Below are 15909 nucleotides of genomic sequence, written 5' to 3' on the forward strand. Positions count from 1 at the left end.
ACGTATTCCGTTTCGCCGATCTATTATACCAAAATCGTAGGAATCATACAATGGTTATCGGTAAGAATATTGATATTTTCCGAATTCGTTGGCCATGGTCGTCCACACATCCGGCGTTTCAAAGCCCAAACGCCAGGAAGATACGCCCGCCAAATTGTATTTGCGCATCAAAGAAGTCTTCCAGCGGATCGATTCCGCATCCTCTACCCAAATCTTTTCGGTCTTTCCCCCTACATTTTGTTCGATCATAAACTGTTTCGCCTTATCGTCCCAAGCGGGCATGAGGTTGTGGGAGGTGATATAATTTTGGGTCGTCTGCATGCCCACGGCGGAAGAATTCGTCTTTCCTTCGTTTTCCTGCCACAAACGGGTGTAGAAAGGCACCGAAAGAATGAATTTCTCCTGCGGAATGTCTCTTAAACTCAAGTTGATATTGCCTTCCACCCAGCCGTATTCCGCAACCGAACCGGCTTTGTCGGAACTGCCCCAGTGCTGGTCATAGGCCATTAAAATGACGTAATCGCAGATTTCCGCCAATGCCTTTCGGTCGTAGGGCTCGTCTTCGACGGACTTCGAGATCTGCGGCGTTACGCAGACGGAAATTACGAGATTTTCTTCTCTGCATCGCTCGGCGAGCATCTTGGTAAATTCCGTAATGCCGTCCCGATCTTCGACCTTCGTGTTTTCAAAGTCCACATTGATGCCTTTCATGCCGTAGGATTTTGCCGAAGCGATCAATGTATCGGCGGCCTTTTCCATCGCGGCGGTATTTTGCAAAAAAGCGTGGGTCAGCTCGGGGTCAAAGCTATTGTCTACATAGCCCCATACATCGATACCGAGTTTGCTATACGCATCGGTATAGCGTATATCTCCCCGATCTTTGATCTCGCCGTCGGCATTTACGACCGAAAACCAAGTCGGGATCACGACATTGAGTCCCTCTATGGGTTGAATGGCGCCGATCGCTTCCTCTTTTACAGGGCCGTAGGTATAGTCGTAGGTGATATTGATGGGCTTGGGAATCTTAGACTGCGCCGCCCGGGAATCTTTGACGATGTATTCGCCGTCGATGGTCTCCGCTTCTAAATTGTCGTCGCGGATCCAACCCAGATACCCGTCCGCTTCCCGCACGCGGAACCAATCGCCGTCCTTTCCGTAGACTTTGAGGACGGCATCGGACTTTAAGGTCGCTACGATAGGCGAATCTGTCGAAGGTTCTTCGCGCATATTGACGCCGTCGCCGGAAAGTTTGCCCGCGGCGTGTCGTACGTTTCTGTCGTCGATCAGAAGTACATTCTTATCCTTATTGTAGCTGACCGTAACGGAATAATCGTAAAGAAATGCCTCGATGGGCAAATACACCTTTCCGTCTTGCTCAAAGGCGGAATCTCGCAACCCGATTTTCGCATCGTTGATCAAAGCCTCTTTCTTACCCAAGGGAATCACTTTTTTTCCGACGTGGTTTTCGAAAATCACCGTCTTCGCGCTTTCGTCATAGCGAACGGAAGCGTCGAAATACGATTTAATCGCATCGAGGGAGAGGTAGTATTGTCCGTCCTTTCGAATGCCGTCTTCTTTGGGGAGCAGTTCGTCTTCGTAGACGACCTGATAGCTTTCGTAGATCTTCGAATATTCGTTATTGCCGCCGGTCTTATTGAGAATCCAAAAACCGCCGAATAAGATACCCGCCAATATGAACAATAAAAGTAGTAATTTCTTCATAGCACCTGCTACTTTCCGGTTCCGTTAGATAAAGTATTTTATACGATAATAGGCATTGCCAAAGCAATGCCTATGTGTCTTTTAGAACTTTTTCTCTTTAACCTTTGCAGCCTTACCTTGGCGCGCACGCAAATAGTAAAGCTTTGCTCTGCGGACCTTACCGCGCTTGGTGACTTTGATGTGGTCGATTCTCGGGGAATGCAGGGGGAAAGTTCTTTCCACGCCTACGCCGTAGGAAAGTCTTCTGACGGTGAAGCTTTCGTTAATGCCGCCGCCTTGGCGTTTGATGACGGTACCTTCGAAGACTTGGATACGCTCTCTGGCGCCTTCGATAATCTTATAGTGAACTTGAATGGTGTCGCCCACGCGGAATTCGGGCAAATTGTCTTTTAATTGTTCTTGTTCAATGGATTTAATGATGTCCATCGCTATCCTCCTTTAAACTCTTCTTCAGATCTCGAAGATAACGAATATCGGCTTTCGAAAGTTCGGCTTTTGCCAACAACTCCGGACGCCGCATATAGGTCGTCTTCAGGGATTCTCTTCTTCTATATATTTCAATTTTCTTGTGATCGCCGCTTAACAGCACCTCGGGCACTTTATATCCCCGGAAATTCGCCGGTCGGGTATAATGCCCGTGCTCCAATAGGGCTGCGGAATGAGACTCCTCTATCGGCGAGTTTTCGTTGCTCAAAACGCCTTTGATCAATCTGGCTATGCCGTCGATCAGCACCATGGATGCCAGCTCTCCGCCGGAAAGTACATAGTCGCCCAGTGAAATCTCTTCGTCCACATAGTGGTCGAGGGCCCGCTGATCGATCCCCTCATAATGGCCGTTGACGAGCACGATATGCTCCTTTTCGGCGAGGGATTTCAACATATTTTGATCCAATACCTTCCCACGCGGGGAAAGACAGATCACATGGCCGTTCCAGCCTCTATTCTTTTCGATGGCATCGACCACCGGCTGTGCTTGCATCACCATGCCGGGGCCGCCGCCGTAGCTGTAATCGTCGACATTGTTATGTTTGTCTTGAGTATAGTCGCGTATATCGACGCAGCGAAGGTCGATCAATCCCTTTTGAATCGCCTTTCCGATGACAGAGTATTCGCGCATGCTGTCGACGAAGGCGGGAAAGAGCGAAAGCACGGTAAATTTCATGCTTCCATCCCCCCGATCAGCGCGACCGTAATCCCCGTCGCTTCGACGGTTTTTACAAATGCCTTGACAAAGGGGATCATGATCTCCTTGTCCGCATCCCGCACGACTAATACGTCGTTGGCGGATTGGAGCAAGACCTCGGCCACCTCGCCCAAGGCGCGGCCATCGGTATCGGTGACGGGAAGGCCGATAAGATCTTCGATAAAAAACTCATCGTCTTCGGGAACCCTGCGGTCCTCCAGGGGGATATACACCGAAGTCTTGCGCAGTCGCTCCGCCTGATTTCTGGTTTCAATGCCTTCAAACTGCATCAATGCCAAGTTCTTCTGGATCGAGGAAGACAGAACCTCTCGTAAGTCTTCTTCCTCCCCCAAAAATACCCTGCGAATTTCTGTCAATCGCTCCGGCGTATCGGTATAGGGATATACCTTAACGAAACCGCGGATGCCGTGGGCGGAGGTGATTTCGCCCACCAATACTCTATTCTCGGATTTCATCGAAATCCACCGAAACCAATATATTCTCCTTGGTTCCCACCGCCTTGGCGATGGCGCGAATGGAACGGGCGATCTTTCCCTGTCTACCGATCACCCGTCCCATATCGTCGGGATCGACCTGCACGCGAATCGTCGCGCGATCCCCTTCGCGCTCTTCCTCGACTTTCAGTACCTGGGGGTTACGGACGAGCTTTGAAACGATGTATCGAATTAATTCCTCCACAGTCCTGCCTCCTCCGGTTCATACACGATTACTCGGCTTGCGCTTCTTCGGTTTCTTCTGCAGCTTCTTCCGCTTCGGGTGCTTCTTCTTCGCCTTCGGCTTCTTGGGCTTCCGCCGCTTCCGCTTCCGCGGCAAGACGCGCTTCTTCGGCTTCTTTCGCCTTGCGTTCTTCTTCCGCCTTTTTGGCTTCCGCTTCGGCTTTTTCGAGTTCCGCATCGCGTTGGGCGCGAAGTTCTCTTTCTTTCTGCTTTTCTTCTTCGCGTCTTGCCTTTTGGACTTCGGTATTGTCTACCGCGCCGGTCGCTTCGTAGACGGCATTTTCCTTAAACAGACGCTCGACGGTTGCGGTGGGTTTTGCGCCGTTTTTGACCCAGGTATTGGCCTTATCTGCGTCCACTTTCAAGATCTTCGGCTCGGTGAGCGGGTTGTAATATCCGATTTCTTCGATCAGACGGCCGTTACGAGGCGCTCTGGAATCCGCTACTACGATTCTGTAAAAGGGGTTTTTCTTCGAACCCATTCTCTTTAATCTGATTTTAACTGCCATTGTTTCCTCCCATACTTATCTAAAGGGAAAGGGCATCTTCATCTTTCTCTTACCCTTTCCGCCGTTCATGGCTCCCATCTTTTTCATAATCTTGCGCAATTCCTTAAATTGCTTTAGGAGCCCGTTGACTTGTCTGACATCCGTACCCGATCCTTCCGCAATGCGCTTTCTGCGGGAACTGTCGATAATCTCCGGATGCGTCCTCTCTTTTTTGGTCATCGAGAGAATAATCGCCTCGACGCGGGCAAATTCTTTTTCGTCGATCTTGATATTTTTTAACGCCTTGTTGTTCATGCCCGGGAGCATGCCCAATAGATCTTCGATCGGGCCGAGATTGCGCATTTGCTCCATCTGGTCCAGAAAATCGTCCAGCGTAAAGGTGGAAGAACGAATCTTTTCTTCCAGTTCCTTCGCCTTCTTGTCGTCGACCATCTCTTCGGCTTTTTCGATGAGGCCGAGCACATCTCCCATGCCCAAAATCCGCTTTGCCATCCGATCCGGGTGAAAGGCTTCTAAGGCATCGAGCTTTTCGCCCATGGCGATAAACTTGATCGGAACCTGTGTGACAGAACGAATCGAAAGCGCCGCCCCGCCGCGGGCATCCCCGTCTAACTTGGTGAGGACGACGCCGGTGATCGAAAGCGCTTCGTCAAAGGCCTCCGCCACGCGGACCGCGTCCTGCCCGGTCATCGCATCGAGCACCAAGAGGATTTCCGACGGTTCGACCGCCGCTTTGATGCCCCTGATTTCATCCATCAAGGCTTCATCGACGTGCAACCGCCCCGCCGTATCGACGATGACGACGTCGTGGCCCTTGGATTTCGCGAATTGCAGTCCTGCACCGGCGATGTCCACCGGATCGGCTTCTGTGCCCATCGAAAACACAGGCACATCGACTTTCGATGCCACGACTTCCAACTGTTTGATCGCGGCCGGACGATAGACGTCACAGGCGACCAAAAGCGGCCGCTTGTTCTGTTTCTTCAACAGGCGCGCCAGCTTGGCGGTGGTGGTCGTCTTCCCCGCCCCCTGTAGACCCGTCATCAAAATGACGGTGGGGCTTTTAGAAAAGTCGATCTTCTCGACGCTTTCTCCCATAAGGGCGGAAAGTTCTTCCATAACGATCTTAATGACCTGTTGCCCGGGCGTCAGGCTTTCCATGACGTCGGCGCCGAGGGAACGTTCCTTTACTTTTTTAATAAAGGACTTAACCACCTTAAAGTTGACATCCGCCTCCAAAAGCGCCAGCTTCACTTCTCGCATTGCCGCATCGACATCCTGCTCCGTTACCTTGCCTTTGCCTCTCAGCTTGCCGATGGTATCTTGCAGTTTATCGGTTAGGGATTCAAATATCATAGTATCCCTCCTTTTCCAATCGAGATCGTATCGAGCGTAAGATCATTAGAAATGTTGGATCTTCGGAAAATTCTTCCAATCGTTCCAAATCCGATCGCATTCCCTCGATATTCTCTTCACGGGCTTTCATTTTTCGTGCCAATTGCAAAATCTCTTCGTAGGATCGCAGAGCGGCTTCCGCCCGTTTAATGTTTTCAGAAACGGCTTGCTTGGATATGCCTACGATTTCGGCGATTTCGTTGAGCGAATAATCTTCTCTGTAATGTAAATCCATTACTTGTCTTTGCCGATTGCTGAGCAAGCGCTCATACAAATCCAACAAGACATTCATTCGGATCGTCTTATCCATAGTCACTCCCAAAAAAACAGGGTCAAGGCAAACCCTTGACCCTGAAATTATACTACCCCATAGGGGCTTTGTCAATCTCTCGTGCCCAAAACTTGGTCGATAATATGGACAATTTTTCCATCTCGCAAATACACCCTGGGAAGGCGCATCTTAAAGTGGGTTAAAAACGAAGTGGGGATCTCGTTGTTGGCAGCGGCAATTTCTTCGATGGTGATTTCTTCGTCTCCTTGTTTGCCAAGGAGCACGACCTCGTCGCCGATTTTGCAGTCGACGCCGGTAACATCGACCATCATTTGATCCATACAGATTTTCCCGATTTGCGGGCAGCGCTTCCCGCTGACGAGCACGTCGATCTTTTGCGACAGACTGCGCTCAATGCCGTCCGCATATCCGATGGGAAGGGTGGCGATTTTGGTCTCTTTCTCGGTCACATAAATCTGGCCGTAGCTGACCCCTTCGCCGGCGCCTACGGTCTTTACGTGGCCGATGCGCGCTTTTACGGATGCTACAAACCGAAAATCGTACGCCTCCGCCGCGGGATCGCCTTCCGCCGTTCCGTATTGAATGATTCCCGGACGTACGTATTCCAAATCGTATTTTCGTTCTTTGAGAATGGCGTGGGAATTCGAAACGTGCCGCGGCAATCGGATTCCACGCGCCGCCAATCCCTCTACGACAAATTCGAATCGTTCGTACTGCGTTTCGGTAAATTCGGGATCGTCGTCGGCCTTGGCGAAGTGGGTAAACATCCCCTTTACTTCGATTCCCTCCATTTTGCAGATCGCTTCGATCAAATCAATGCTCTCTTCGGTCGGCTTAAAACCGATGCGGTTCATCCCCGAATCGATGGCGATGTGCACGCCCGCCTTTGTGCCCGATATTTTTGCGAGCTCGTTTAATCGCTCTGCGACGTCGACGCGATAGAGCGCCATATCGATATGATTTTCTATCATTTCATCGTAGAGGTCTTCGGGCGTGTAACCCAATACGAGGATTTCAATATCGGGATGATCGCGCCTGAGCGCCAAGGCCTCATTCCCCGATGCCACCGCGAAATTTCGAATGCCCAAGGCAGAGAAGGTCGTGGCGATTTCCGATGCGCCCAGCGAATAGGCATCTGCCTTGATGACAGAAAGAATTTTTGTCCGGTCCGCAATCATATTGCGAATGCTGTTCATATTATGGACCAATTTGTCCAGATCGATTTCGATCCATGCGGGTCTCATCAGTTTCATACATACCTCCTCCAAAGTCTAGGTTGATTCTCCTGTTTCAGAATATTATCCTCCTTTTTTGGGGGTATTTCAACATACAAAATACAATTTTTAGCTATCTTTGCATCAATGCCTCGGCAAAGTCCTCGCCGGAAAAGTCCTGGAGGTCCTCCATTCCCTCGCCGACGCCGATCAGTTTGATGGGGATGTCCAATTCATGGATTAAGGGAAGCACCACGCCGCCTTTGGCGGTGCCGTCGAGTTTGGTGAGAACCAGACCCGTAAGGTCGGTTACGGCATCGAAGGTCTTTGCCTGAAGAATCGCATTTTGCCCGGTGGTCGCATCCAATACCAATAGGGATTCCCGTCTGGCGTCGGCGTGTTCCCGCTCGATGACGCGGTGGATTTTTTCCAATTCGTTCATCAGATTCTTTTTGTTGTGGAGCCTTCCGGCAGTATCGCAGATCAAGACGTCGATGTTTCTCGATTTTTGTGCCTGAATGGCATCGTAGACCACGGCGGCGGGATCCGCACCTTCTTTGTGACTGATCACCGGCGTATCGGAACGCGCGCCCCAGGTTTCAATCTGCTCGATGGCGGCGGCACGGAATGTGTCGGCAGCGGCGATCATAACCGACTTGCCTTCTTTTTTCAAACGGTAGGCGATTTTTCCGATGGTCGTGGTCTTGCCCACGCCGTTTACGCCCACGACCAAAATTACGGCCGGTGAGGGCTCGATGTCGAGCGCCGATTTTTCTTTGTTTTTTTCGAGAATTCGCGCGATTTCATCGGACAACAACGGCCTTACTTCCTTGGGATCCTGAATCTGCTCTTTGCGGATTCGCTCTTTTAGGCGATCGATCAGAAGCATGGTGGTTTCCATGCCGATGTCCGAGGAAATTAAAATATCTTCTAAATCCTCCATCATATCGTCGTCGATCTTTACATAATTGCCCAAGATGTCGTTGATCTTGTAGTTCATATCGTCGCGCGTCTTGGTGAGACCGGCGACCAGCTTGGCAAAAAAACCCTTTTTTTCGGGCTCGGATTCGCGCGGGACTTCCTCCGCTTCCTCGGGCGATTGATCCGATTCCCCTTCGGAAACTTCCATCTCCACTGTATCCGTATCGATCGGCATAGGACCCGTCGAATCCGCATTTTCTCCTTGAAAATCACCTTCTACGACTTCGGCTTGCGGCTTTTCGATTTCTTCCATTTCCGAAGTCTCGATCGTATCGCTTCCATAAAAGTCTGCGCCCTCCTCGGTCGGTTGCGGCATTTTTTCTGCGCCTTCGCGTTCCTCCGCCTCGGCGGGTGGCGTCGATGAAGCGGCCGCGTCGGCTTCCCCTTCTTCCTCCGGACGGGGTGTGCGCAATTCTTCCTCTTTGCCGCGCTCTTTGGAGTCCGCCTCTTCTTCTTTCTTACCGATCTTTCTCTTGAGCCACTCGAGCATCGATATCGACCTCCTCTAATTGCAAAAACAGTATCCTCGAAATTCCCTTTTCTTCCATTGTAACACCGTAAATTTCATTTGCCATTTCCATGGTCGGTTTTCTATGGGTGATCATAATAAATTGTATATCCTCGATTGTCTGTACATATCGCGAATATCTGCGAATATTCGCCTCATCCAGCGCGGCGTCGATCTCATCGACGATGCAAAACGGCGATTTTCGAAAACGCAAGAGGGCAAAAAGTAGCGCTACGGCTGTCATCGCCCTCTCTCCGCCCGAAAGCAGACTGAGCGACTGCAGCTTCTTTCCCGGGGGTTGGGCGCGAATGCCGATCCCCGCTTCTAAGATATCTCCTTCTTCCCAGTGAATCGAAGCGGTGCCGCCTTGAAACAGGTCCTTAAAGATTTCGTGAAAGTAGGTGTCGATCTTCTGTACCGCTTGTTCCAATTGTTTGCGCATTTCACGGTCCATATCCCGAATGATCGTCTCCAATTTTTCTTTGGAGAGGATCAAGTCTTCGCGCTGTGCGGACAAAAATTCCGTGCGCTCCTTCCAAGCGTCGTAGCGCTCTTTTGCGTCGGGATCCACGGGCCCGATGGAATCCAGTTCGCGTTTCAGTTCTTTTTGTCGCCGCCGCAGCGTCGCCACCGATTGCTCTTTCAATGCATCGTCGATCTCCGGCGCTTCGGTATTTTGAAACCGCTGTGCTTTTTCCGCCCACTCCGCCTCGGCGTTTTCTAGGGCAGATTCTATGCGCACCATTTGTTTCTCAAACATAGGCTTATCTTCCCAAAAAGATTCTCTTTCGGCGCGCAGATTTTCGATTTTTTCTTGTGTGATGCGTATATTCTCGCGGTTTTCTTCCAAGGCATCTTCGATCGCAGCAAGGGCCGTGTCGGCATCCGCTTCGCGGCCGGCTTCTTCGGCATCTTGTTTCTCTAAATCTGCGAGTTCCTTTTCGACAGAATCCAGCTCTGTTCGGGCACTTCGCATTCTCTGCGTCAGCTCTTCAAGCGTTTGTTCTGCCTGCTCGGCCTTTAATTTGCTTTCCTGTAGGGCGGACATGTTCTCTTGTCGGATCACGCGCCCATCCGCCTCTCGGGCAATCCACTGATCCAGTTCTTTTCGACAAGCCGCTGATTTTTCTTCGTCCTCCGCCGGGAGTGCCGAAAGCGCGCGTTGTATCTCTTGGCGCTGTTCTTCCAGATCCTCTTTTTCCTCGGCATAGCGGCGGACGGCCTCTTCTTCCTTTTGCGCTTCAGCGACTGCGCCATCGAGCTGCTCCCGACTCCGTGTCTCGGCGCCTCGAATGCCGATCTGCTTTTCCTCGAGCGCGCGGAGTTCCGCTTCGATCTCTGCTTTTTGCGCGCGGAGGGCATCGATGGCCTCTCGCTCCGATTCCGCTTCTTTTGCGTAACGCGCCTTTCTCGCTTGCGTCTCGTCCATCGTGCCTTCGACGGCCGCAAGGTCCTCCTGCAAGGCTTCGATCGCCTTGTTTCGATTGTAGAGTTCCTTGTCGTTGTTGCGGCTTCTGCCCCCGGTCACGCCGCCCCCGGTCTGGAATACATCTCCGGATACGGTTACGATGCGATATCGGTACTTTAAGTCCCGGGCCAGTTGCTTTGCGCTCTGCGCATCTTCGGCGATGAGGATGCGACCCAGCAGATTTTCTGCGACAATGCATAGGCGATCGTCACAGCGCACGCATTCAGAGGCGATACGAAACGGCACCGCACTGCGGGTTTTTAGACCCGATTCCACCGAACGGGGTGTAAGGGTATTTAAGGGCAAAAAAGTAATTCGCCCGAGCTTCTGCTCGCGCAAATACTTCAGCACCTCGGCAATATGCGCGTCAGTTTTGAGTACGATGTTTTGTCCGGCAAGGCCCAGCGCGGTAGAAACGGCAAGCGTATATTTCTCTTCGATCTCCAAGTGATCGGCGACGGGCCCGATAATATCGCCCGAAAACGGAAGAAAACTCGAACGCTTTAAGAATTCTTTGACGGCATATTGGAATCCCTCGTGATTTTTGCTCATTCGCTCGAGGTATTGAATCTCCCCGCTTATGGTATTTCGCTTTGATTCATAAGACATAAGCTCTTTGTCCCATGCCTGCAGTTGGCGAAATCTTTCGGCGGCGTTTTGCTCTTTTTGTTCGAGCTCTGTCTCCAATTCGGCACGCGCCTTTTGTGCGGTTCTAAGCTCGCGCGCAAAAGACGCCTTTCTCTCGCCGATTTCTTTCGACTGTGCTTCGAAGAAAGTGATCCGCTTTTTAAGGGATGCGACGCGCGCATTGTTTTCCTTCAAAAGATAGGTCAAGGCCTCGATCCGCGACGTTTTTGTATGGATTTCGTCGAGGTGCTTTTCCCTTTGATCCGAAACCATGCGGTGGGTCTCGGAATGTCGACCGAGTTCTTCCTCCAATTCCCGCCTTTTTTTTGTGGATTTCTCGAGGGCATCGGATTTTTCCTCGAGCTGTCGCGTCCTCTCTTCGATTTCCGGTACGAGCTCGTCTCGAAGGCGCTCGGCTTCTTCGTATTTTTCCCGTAAGGCTTTTGATTCCGTATCGATAGTATCGCGGCGCGTCGTCAGATACGCGGTTCGACTCGCAAAATCCCTGCGGTTTCCGGCGATGCTTTCTTTTGTTCGAATGGCTTCGACCCGGCGATTGCCCGCGTTCTCTTCAGAGGCGGAAAAAGCGCGAAGGCGAGAAGATTCTTCTTCGATCATCTTTTCCGCATCCGCGATGTCGGCGTCGGTGACATGGATCTTTTTTTCGAGATGTATTTTCTCTTCGTTATACTGTCGCCGCTTTGCCTCCAGCGCATCCAATTCTTTTTTTGTAAGTACGTAATGGATTTTTTCCCAAATTTCTTTGCGGTCCGAAAAGCATTCCGCCTTTTCTTTTTTCTCTTCGATCTCTTCCCGATGCGTCATCAATTCCGCATATATATCTTCGATGCGGTCCAAATGCTCTTCCGTGCGCTTTAAATTGCGCAGACTTTCTTCTTTTCTCCACTTGTATTTAGAAATCCCGGCGGCTTCTTCAAAGATCGAGCGACGATCCTCTGAACGCGTGCTCAAGATCTCGTCGATTTGCCCCTGTCCGATAAAAGAATACCCGTTTTTCCCGATCCCCGTGTCGAGAAACAATTCGCGGACATCCTTCTGTCGCACGCGTTTTTTGTTGAGAAAATACTGACTTTCCCCGGAGCGAAAGTACTTGCGGCCGACGGAAATTTCTTCGTAAGGCAAACTAAAAAAGCCGTCCCTGTTGTCAAAGGTCAGAACGACTTCCGCAAAATTCACCGGCTTGTGCCGATCGGTACCGCTGAAGATAATATCCTCCATCGTATTGCCCCGCAGTTGGCGGGCGCTGCTTTCGCCCAAGGCCCACATAATGGCATCGACGATGTTGCTCTTCCCACTTCCGTTGGGACCGACGACGGCCGTAATTTCATCGGAAAACCGGATTCTCGTCCTCTTGGCAAAGGACTTGAAGCCGTACAATTCCATTTCCACTAAATGCAAGTTTCTTCCCAGCTTTCTGTTTCGATTTGCACCTGATGCGGCACGGGGCGAAATACAATGGGCCCGAACCGTTTTTCCAATCGCTTTTTCCCGCAGCCATAGGGACCGACGATGCGGCTAATCTCTTCCGGACTCGCAGAAACCGCACGAAGACGGCGGTGCGATGCTTCTATTTTTCTCACCCGGCGCAGAGATTCGCAAAATCCGCGGAATTGATCGTGATACGGACCGATGACATAGGCATCTCGCGCCATCGAGGGCAATCCCACGCGTATCACGGGAATACGATGCGCTTCATAATACTCCAACAACTCTACCGTGCGATCGATGGCTTCTTTAAGCGATAAAGGGCGATAGTTCCCGGATCGATACCGGTCATAGAGTTCGGTGTTTTCAAACACCACAGTGGGATAAATTCGCACAAAATCCGCGTATTCGGCGATCCATTCGGCGGTCCTCGTCGACTTTTCCCTGTCATCTTCGGGAAGGCCGATCATTTGCTGCAGCCCCACGGCAAACCCCGACGCCTTGGCGGCTTGTACGCTTTGTTCCATCTCGAAAAACGTGATTCCGCGGCGGGAGGCGGCGAGTACGTCCCGATCGACGGATTGGATGCCGAATTCCACCGTATCTACGCCGTGCACCCGCAAACGACGGCCGACGGCTTCCGTAAAGTCCTCGGGCCGCGTGGAAATCCGCACGCCGGATATCCGCCCATCTGCCATAAAATCCGTCAAGCTCTCTAAGAGCTGGTCTTGGGTAGAGACGGGCAGCATGGTAAAACTGCCGCCGTAGAAGGCGACCTGCGCGCCCGCCTGAGCACGCCGAATGCCCGCCTCCGCCAAATCGCGTACAAGTTCCGGCGTAACGGGATTTTCAATTCGCGTTATGCGGTGCTGGTCGCAATATACACATCGCACGGGACAGCCGGCAAAGGGAATAAATATGGGAATAATTCTAGATTTCGGGGCCAAGCAATCCCTCCAAATACCGTTTCGCCGCCTGCGTTTCCGCGGCCCGCTTATTTCTACCGCTTCCCCGCGCCACGGTCTTTCCGCATATCATGACCCGAGAGACAAATCTACCTGCGATGCCGCCTTTTTTCATATCGTCCCTCTCGGTTTCATACCCTACAACATTTTCTTTATATAGCCTCTGCATTCTCTCTTGCAGCAAGGACTTATAACTCTTGAGGGCAAATTCCCGGCGGTCGCGAAGGAGCGTGCGCTCGACAAAGCGCTTCGTCTCTTCGTAGCCCCGATCGAGATATATGGCCCCGACCACGGCTTCGTAGACATCGTCTAAGGGCCATGTGAACAGGCCGTCTGTGGCCACTTGCGCGGACACGCGCACAAATCGTTCCAAGTGAATCGACTTCGCGGCTCGATAGAGCGAATCGGCACATACGATGCGGCATTTTAAGGTCGTAAGACGACCTTCGTCTCCTCCGTCCAGGTCGAACAAATAGGCGCATACAATCGAATCTAAGACCCCGTCACCCAAAAACTCCAGGCGGTCATAGGACGGAGCGTCGTGTGTGGCCGCATAGGATCGATGGGTAAAGGCCGCATCCAAAAGCGCTTTATCGGAGAATGTGACCCCGAGAATCTGTTCGACCTCCTCGTATTTCATTCTTCGATATCCATGGTCTCCAACAGGTCCAAGACATCGCCGATGGTTTGGATCCCTTCGAGGCGATCTTCGTCGATCTGAACGTCAAATTCCTCTTCCAAGCTCATCACCATTTCGACGAGTTCGATGGAATCCATATTCAAATCTTCTACGAAATGCAGATCGCGGGACAAGTCCTCGGGATCTTTGTTCAGTTGTTCGGCGATTACGCGATATACTCTCTCTTTCATCGATATTCTCCTTCCATAATAGCAATGGCATTGTTGTCGATCATTTTTTGTAACGAAACCGAAGCGGAAAAAATCGCCTCGGGTCCGGAAGAACCGTGTGCCTTTATCAAGGGCTTTTTGAGTCCCAACAGGGGCGCACCGCCATAGCGGCGATAATCGAGTCCGCCCATGGCTTGCTTTGCGGCCGCAACCACCGTCTGTGCGACATCCGGTGCGTAAGCGCCCGATGCGAGTACGCTTTGAAATCCCCGCTGTACAAATCCGATTACTCCTTCCATGCCCTTTAAGAGGATATTGCCGCTAAACCCGTCGCAGACGATTATATCCGCCGCTTGGGAAAAGACATCGCGCGCTTCGGCATTGCCGATAAATCCGGGCATGGCGTCTTGAAACAGCGAAAAGGCCTCTTTGGTCTGCCGATTTCCCTTGCCTTCTTCGGCACCGACATTCAAAAGCGCGACCCTCGGTTCGGAAACTTCCTGTACCGCAATCATATACGCCCGCGCCATCTTTCCGAAGCTCAAGAGCATTTCGGGGGTGGTGTCCATATTGGCGCCCACATCCAGAATCATGGTGCCGTTTAAGAGAATAGGCAGCGCCGCCCGTTCTACGCCTTCGATGCGACCGGTAATAAACATACCGCCCGCCAGGAGCGCACCGGTGCTTCCGGCACTGATCATGCCGTCTACTTTGCCGTCTCTTAGATCCTTAAGCGCCAAGACCATGGCACTTTTCGACTTTCTACGAATCGCCATGGCGGGACTTTCTTCTTGCGTAATCTCTTCTATCGCATCGACGATACGCTCGCGCGCTACGTTCGGCATTTTTTTTAAGATCTCTTCCGACCCGTAAAAGTACGCGACGATCCCCAGTTTCTTTTCGGCTTCCAATGCGCCTTCTACGATGGCTTCGGGCGCGCGGTCGCCGCCCTGGCAGTCATAAGCAAATTTCATGCATTCCCCCTATCGAAACATTGCGCCAATCTGTGCACAGACCCTATCAGTTCTATTGTATTATAAAGGGCAAGCTGTGTTCAACGCAAGGTCGGGCAAATGGTTCCAAGCGAATTTCCAGAAACGCCATATAAAGGGCATAGAAAAAAGCCTAAAAGCAGAGGAACCCTGCTCTTAGGCTTTTTTCAAACAATGTAAATAAATGGTGCGGGAAAGAGGACTTGAACCCCCACGTCATGGACACTAGATCCTAAGTCTAGCGCGTCTGCCAATTCCGCCATTCCCGCCTGCTCGTAAAAACGAGGCTTAAATTCGCAAACGCGAATTATGGGGTGGATAGTGGGGATCGAACCCACGATCTCCAGGACCACAATCTGGCGCCTTAACCTGCTAGGCCATACCCACCGCAAAATTGACGATGGATATATATTAACATCATTTTAAATCTGTGTCAAATCTTTTCTCCAATCTCCAATAAAGATTTTTTCAACGCATCCAAGGCGCGTCTTCTGTGGCTGCAGGCATTTTTTTCATCTGCCTGCATTTCGGCAAAGGTACGATCGCTCCCTTCGGGAATAAAGAGGGCGTCGTAGCCGAAGCCGTCTTCTCCGCGCTCGCGCTCGGCGATTGTGCCATACACCGTCCCCTCGACGGTATAGATGGTACCGTCTTTTTTCTTTACGGCGATTACGGTCGTAAAATGTGCGTCGCGGCACTGAGCGTCCTCCATCGCCCGAAGGAGTTTGGCGCGATTTTTTGCATCATCGCCGTCTGCGCCGCTATATCGACTCGAATATACGCCCGGCGCGCCGTCCAACGCATCGACAAATAGACCCGTGTCGTCGCCGATGACCACCTCTCCCTCCAGGGGCTCCACTTTTTTTATGGCATTTGCTTCTAAACTATCCCCGTCTTCTACGACATATACGTCGCCGAAGCCCGCCTCGGTTTTGGATACAATCTCCGCAACGAAACCCAGCATCTCTCTGATTTCCTGGAGTTTATGGCGATTGTCTGTGGACACGATAATTTTCATGGT

At 51.5% G+C, this 15909-nt stretch carries 15 protein-coding genes, 2 tRNA genes and 1 pseudogene; all 18 read right to left on the reverse strand.

Going from position 1 to position 15909, the window contains the following annotated elements; genetic code table 11:
• Positions 1 to 54: 54 nt before the first annotated feature.
• Positions 55 to 1722 (reverse strand): glycosyl hydrolase family 18 protein, encoded by a 1668-nt coding sequence (locus EL294_RS04265; RefSeq protein ID WP_126465464.1) that lies wholly within the window; start codon positions 1720 to 1722, stop codon positions 55 to 57.
• A gap of 81 nt (positions 1723 to 1803) precedes the next feature.
• Positions 1804 to 2148: a 50S ribosomal protein L19 gene (gene rplS, locus EL294_RS04270; RefSeq protein ID WP_126465465.1), complete on the reverse strand. Its 345-nt coding sequence runs from the start codon at positions 2146 to 2148 to the stop codon at positions 1804 to 1806.
• Entirely contained in the window at positions 2135 to 2884 is a 750-nt protein-coding gene (trmD, locus tag EL294_RS04275) for a tRNA (guanosine(37)-N1)-methyltransferase TrmD (RefSeq protein WP_126465466.1), read from the reverse strand. The genes rplS and trmD overlap by 14 nt, the downstream gene beginning before the upstream one ends.
• Positions 2881 to 3381: a ribosome maturation factor RimM gene (gene rimM, locus EL294_RS04280; protein WP_126465467.1), complete on the reverse strand. Its 501-nt coding sequence runs from the start codon at positions 3379 to 3381 to the stop codon at positions 2881 to 2883. The genes trmD and rimM overlap by 4 nt, the downstream gene beginning before the upstream one ends.
• Entirely contained in the window at positions 3365 to 3604 is a 240-nt protein-coding gene (locus tag EL294_RS04285) for a KH domain-containing protein (RefSeq protein WP_126465468.1), read from the reverse strand. The genes rimM and EL294_RS04285 overlap by 17 nt, the downstream gene beginning before the upstream one ends.
• 301 nt (positions 3605 to 3905) lie before the next feature.
• A pseudogene (gene rpsP, locus EL294_RS07950) lies at positions 3906 to 4151 on the reverse strand (30S ribosomal protein S16); the annotation flags it as partial.
• A 15-nt stretch (positions 4152 to 4166) separates the two neighbouring features.
• A complete protein-coding gene (gene ffh / locus EL294_RS04295) occupies positions 4167 to 5507 on the reverse strand; it encodes a signal recognition particle protein (protein WP_126465470.1) in 1341 nt (446 codons plus the stop codon).
• A complete protein-coding gene (gene ylxM, locus EL294_RS04300) occupies positions 5497 to 5856 on the reverse strand; it encodes a YlxM family DNA-binding protein (RefSeq protein WP_126465471.1) in 360 nt (119 codons plus the stop codon). Before ylxM ends, ffh begins: the two co-directional genes overlap by 11 nt.
• A gap of 71 nt (positions 5857 to 5927) precedes the next feature.
• Entirely contained in the window at positions 5928 to 7091 is a 1164-nt protein-coding gene (gene alr / locus EL294_RS04305) for an alanine racemase (protein WP_126465472.1), read from the reverse strand.
• 94 nt (positions 7092 to 7185) lie between these two features.
• Positions 7186 to 8523, reverse strand: a complete 1338-nt coding sequence (ftsY, locus tag EL294_RS04310; protein WP_126465473.1) for a signal recognition particle-docking protein FtsY — start codon at positions 8521 to 8523, stop codon at positions 7186 to 7188.
• On the reverse strand, positions 8492 to 12046 hold the full coding sequence (gene smc, locus EL294_RS04315; protein WP_232006516.1) for a chromosome segregation protein SMC: 3555 nt from the start codon (positions 12044 to 12046) through the stop codon (positions 8492 to 8494). Before smc ends, ftsY begins: the two co-directional genes overlap by 32 nt.
• Positions 12046 to 13029 carry a radical SAM protein gene (locus EL294_RS04320; RefSeq protein WP_126465475.1) on the reverse strand — a complete coding sequence of 328 codons (984 nt, stop codon included), beginning with the start codon at positions 13027 to 13029 and terminating at the stop codon, positions 12046 to 12048. Before EL294_RS04320 ends, smc begins: the two co-directional genes overlap by 1 nt.
• Positions 13013 to 13687 (reverse strand): ribonuclease III family protein, encoded by a 675-nt coding sequence (locus tag EL294_RS04325; RefSeq protein WP_126465476.1) that lies wholly within the window; start codon positions 13685 to 13687, stop codon positions 13013 to 13015. Before EL294_RS04325 ends, EL294_RS04320 begins: the two co-directional genes overlap by 17 nt.
• Positions 13684 to 13917 carry an acyl carrier protein gene (gene acpP / locus EL294_RS04330; RefSeq protein WP_126465477.1) on the reverse strand — a complete coding sequence of 78 codons (234 nt, stop codon included), beginning with the start codon at positions 13915 to 13917 and terminating at the stop codon, positions 13684 to 13686. Before acpP ends, EL294_RS04325 begins: the two co-directional genes overlap by 4 nt.
• Positions 13914 to 14870, reverse strand: coding sequence for a phosphate acyltransferase PlsX (gene plsX, locus EL294_RS04335; RefSeq protein WP_126465478.1), 957 nt, complete (start codon positions 14868 to 14870; stop codon positions 13914 to 13916). The genes acpP and plsX overlap by 4 nt, the downstream gene beginning before the upstream one ends.
• A gap of 203 nt (positions 14871 to 15073) precedes the next feature.
• Positions 15074 to 15157: transfer RNA gene (locus tag EL294_RS04340), tRNA-Leu, on the reverse strand.
• 41 nt (positions 15158 to 15198) lie between these two features.
• Positions 15199 to 15275, reverse strand: a tRNA-His gene (locus EL294_RS04345).
• 46 nt (positions 15276 to 15321) lie between these two features.
• Entirely contained in the window at positions 15322 to 15906 is a 585-nt protein-coding gene (gene rdgB / locus EL294_RS04350; RefSeq protein WP_126465479.1) for an RdgB/HAM1 family non-canonical purine NTP pyrophosphatase, read from the reverse strand.
• Between the last annotated feature and the right edge of the window lie 3 nt (positions 15907 to 15909).

Source organism: Aedoeadaptatus ivorii (genome assembly GCF_900638585.1).
Classification (GTDB): domain Bacteria; phylum Bacillota; class Clostridia; order Tissierellales; family Peptoniphilaceae; genus Aedoeadaptatus; species Aedoeadaptatus ivorii.

What these genes read in the sequence shown, in the direction of transcription:
- EL294_RS04265 (WP_126465464.1), bottom strand. Translation starts at nt 1,722, where the DNA reads ATGAAGAAATTACTACTTTTATTGTTCATATTGGCGGGTATCTTATTC.
- rplS (WP_126465465.1), bottom strand. Translation starts at nt 2,148, where the DNA reads ATGGACATCATTAAATCCATTGAACAAGAACAATTAAAAGACAATTTG.
- trmD (WP_126465466.1), bottom strand. Translation starts at nt 2,884, where the DNA reads ATGAAATTTACCGTGCTTTCGCTCTTTCCCGCCTTCGTCGACAGCATG.
- rimM (WP_126465467.1), bottom strand. Translation starts at nt 3,381, where the DNA reads ATGAAATCCGAGAATAGAGTATTGGTGGGCGAAATCACCTCCGCCCAC.
- ffh (WP_126465470.1), bottom strand. Translation starts at nt 5,507, where the DNA reads ATGATATTTGAATCCCTAACCGATAAACTGCAAGATACCATCGGCAAG.
- ylxM (WP_126465471.1), bottom strand. Translation starts at nt 5,856, where the DNA reads ATGGATAAGACGATCCGAATGAATGTCTTGTTGGATTTGTATGAGCGC.
- alr (WP_126465472.1), bottom strand. Translation starts at nt 7,091, where the DNA reads ATGAAACTGATGAGACCCGCATGGATCGAAATCGATCTGGACAAATTG.
- ftsY (WP_126465473.1), bottom strand. Translation starts at nt 8,523, where the DNA reads ATGCTCGAGTGGCTCAAGAGAAAGATCGGTAAGAAAGAAGAAGAGGCG.
- EL294_RS04325 (WP_126465476.1), bottom strand. Translation starts at nt 13,687, where the DNA reads ATGAAATACGAGGAGGTCGAACAGATTCTCGGGGTCACATTCTCCGAT.
- acpP (WP_126465477.1), bottom strand. Translation starts at nt 13,917, where the DNA reads ATGAAAGAGAGAGTATATCGCGTAATCGCCGAACAACTGAACAAAGAT.
- plsX (WP_126465478.1), bottom strand. Translation starts at nt 14,870, where the DNA reads ATGAAATTTGCTTATGACTGCCAGGGCGGCGACCGCGCGCCCGAAGCC.
- rdgB (WP_126465479.1), bottom strand. Translation starts at nt 15,906, where the DNA reads ATGAAAATTATCGTGTCCACAGACAATCGCCATAAACTCCAGGAAATC.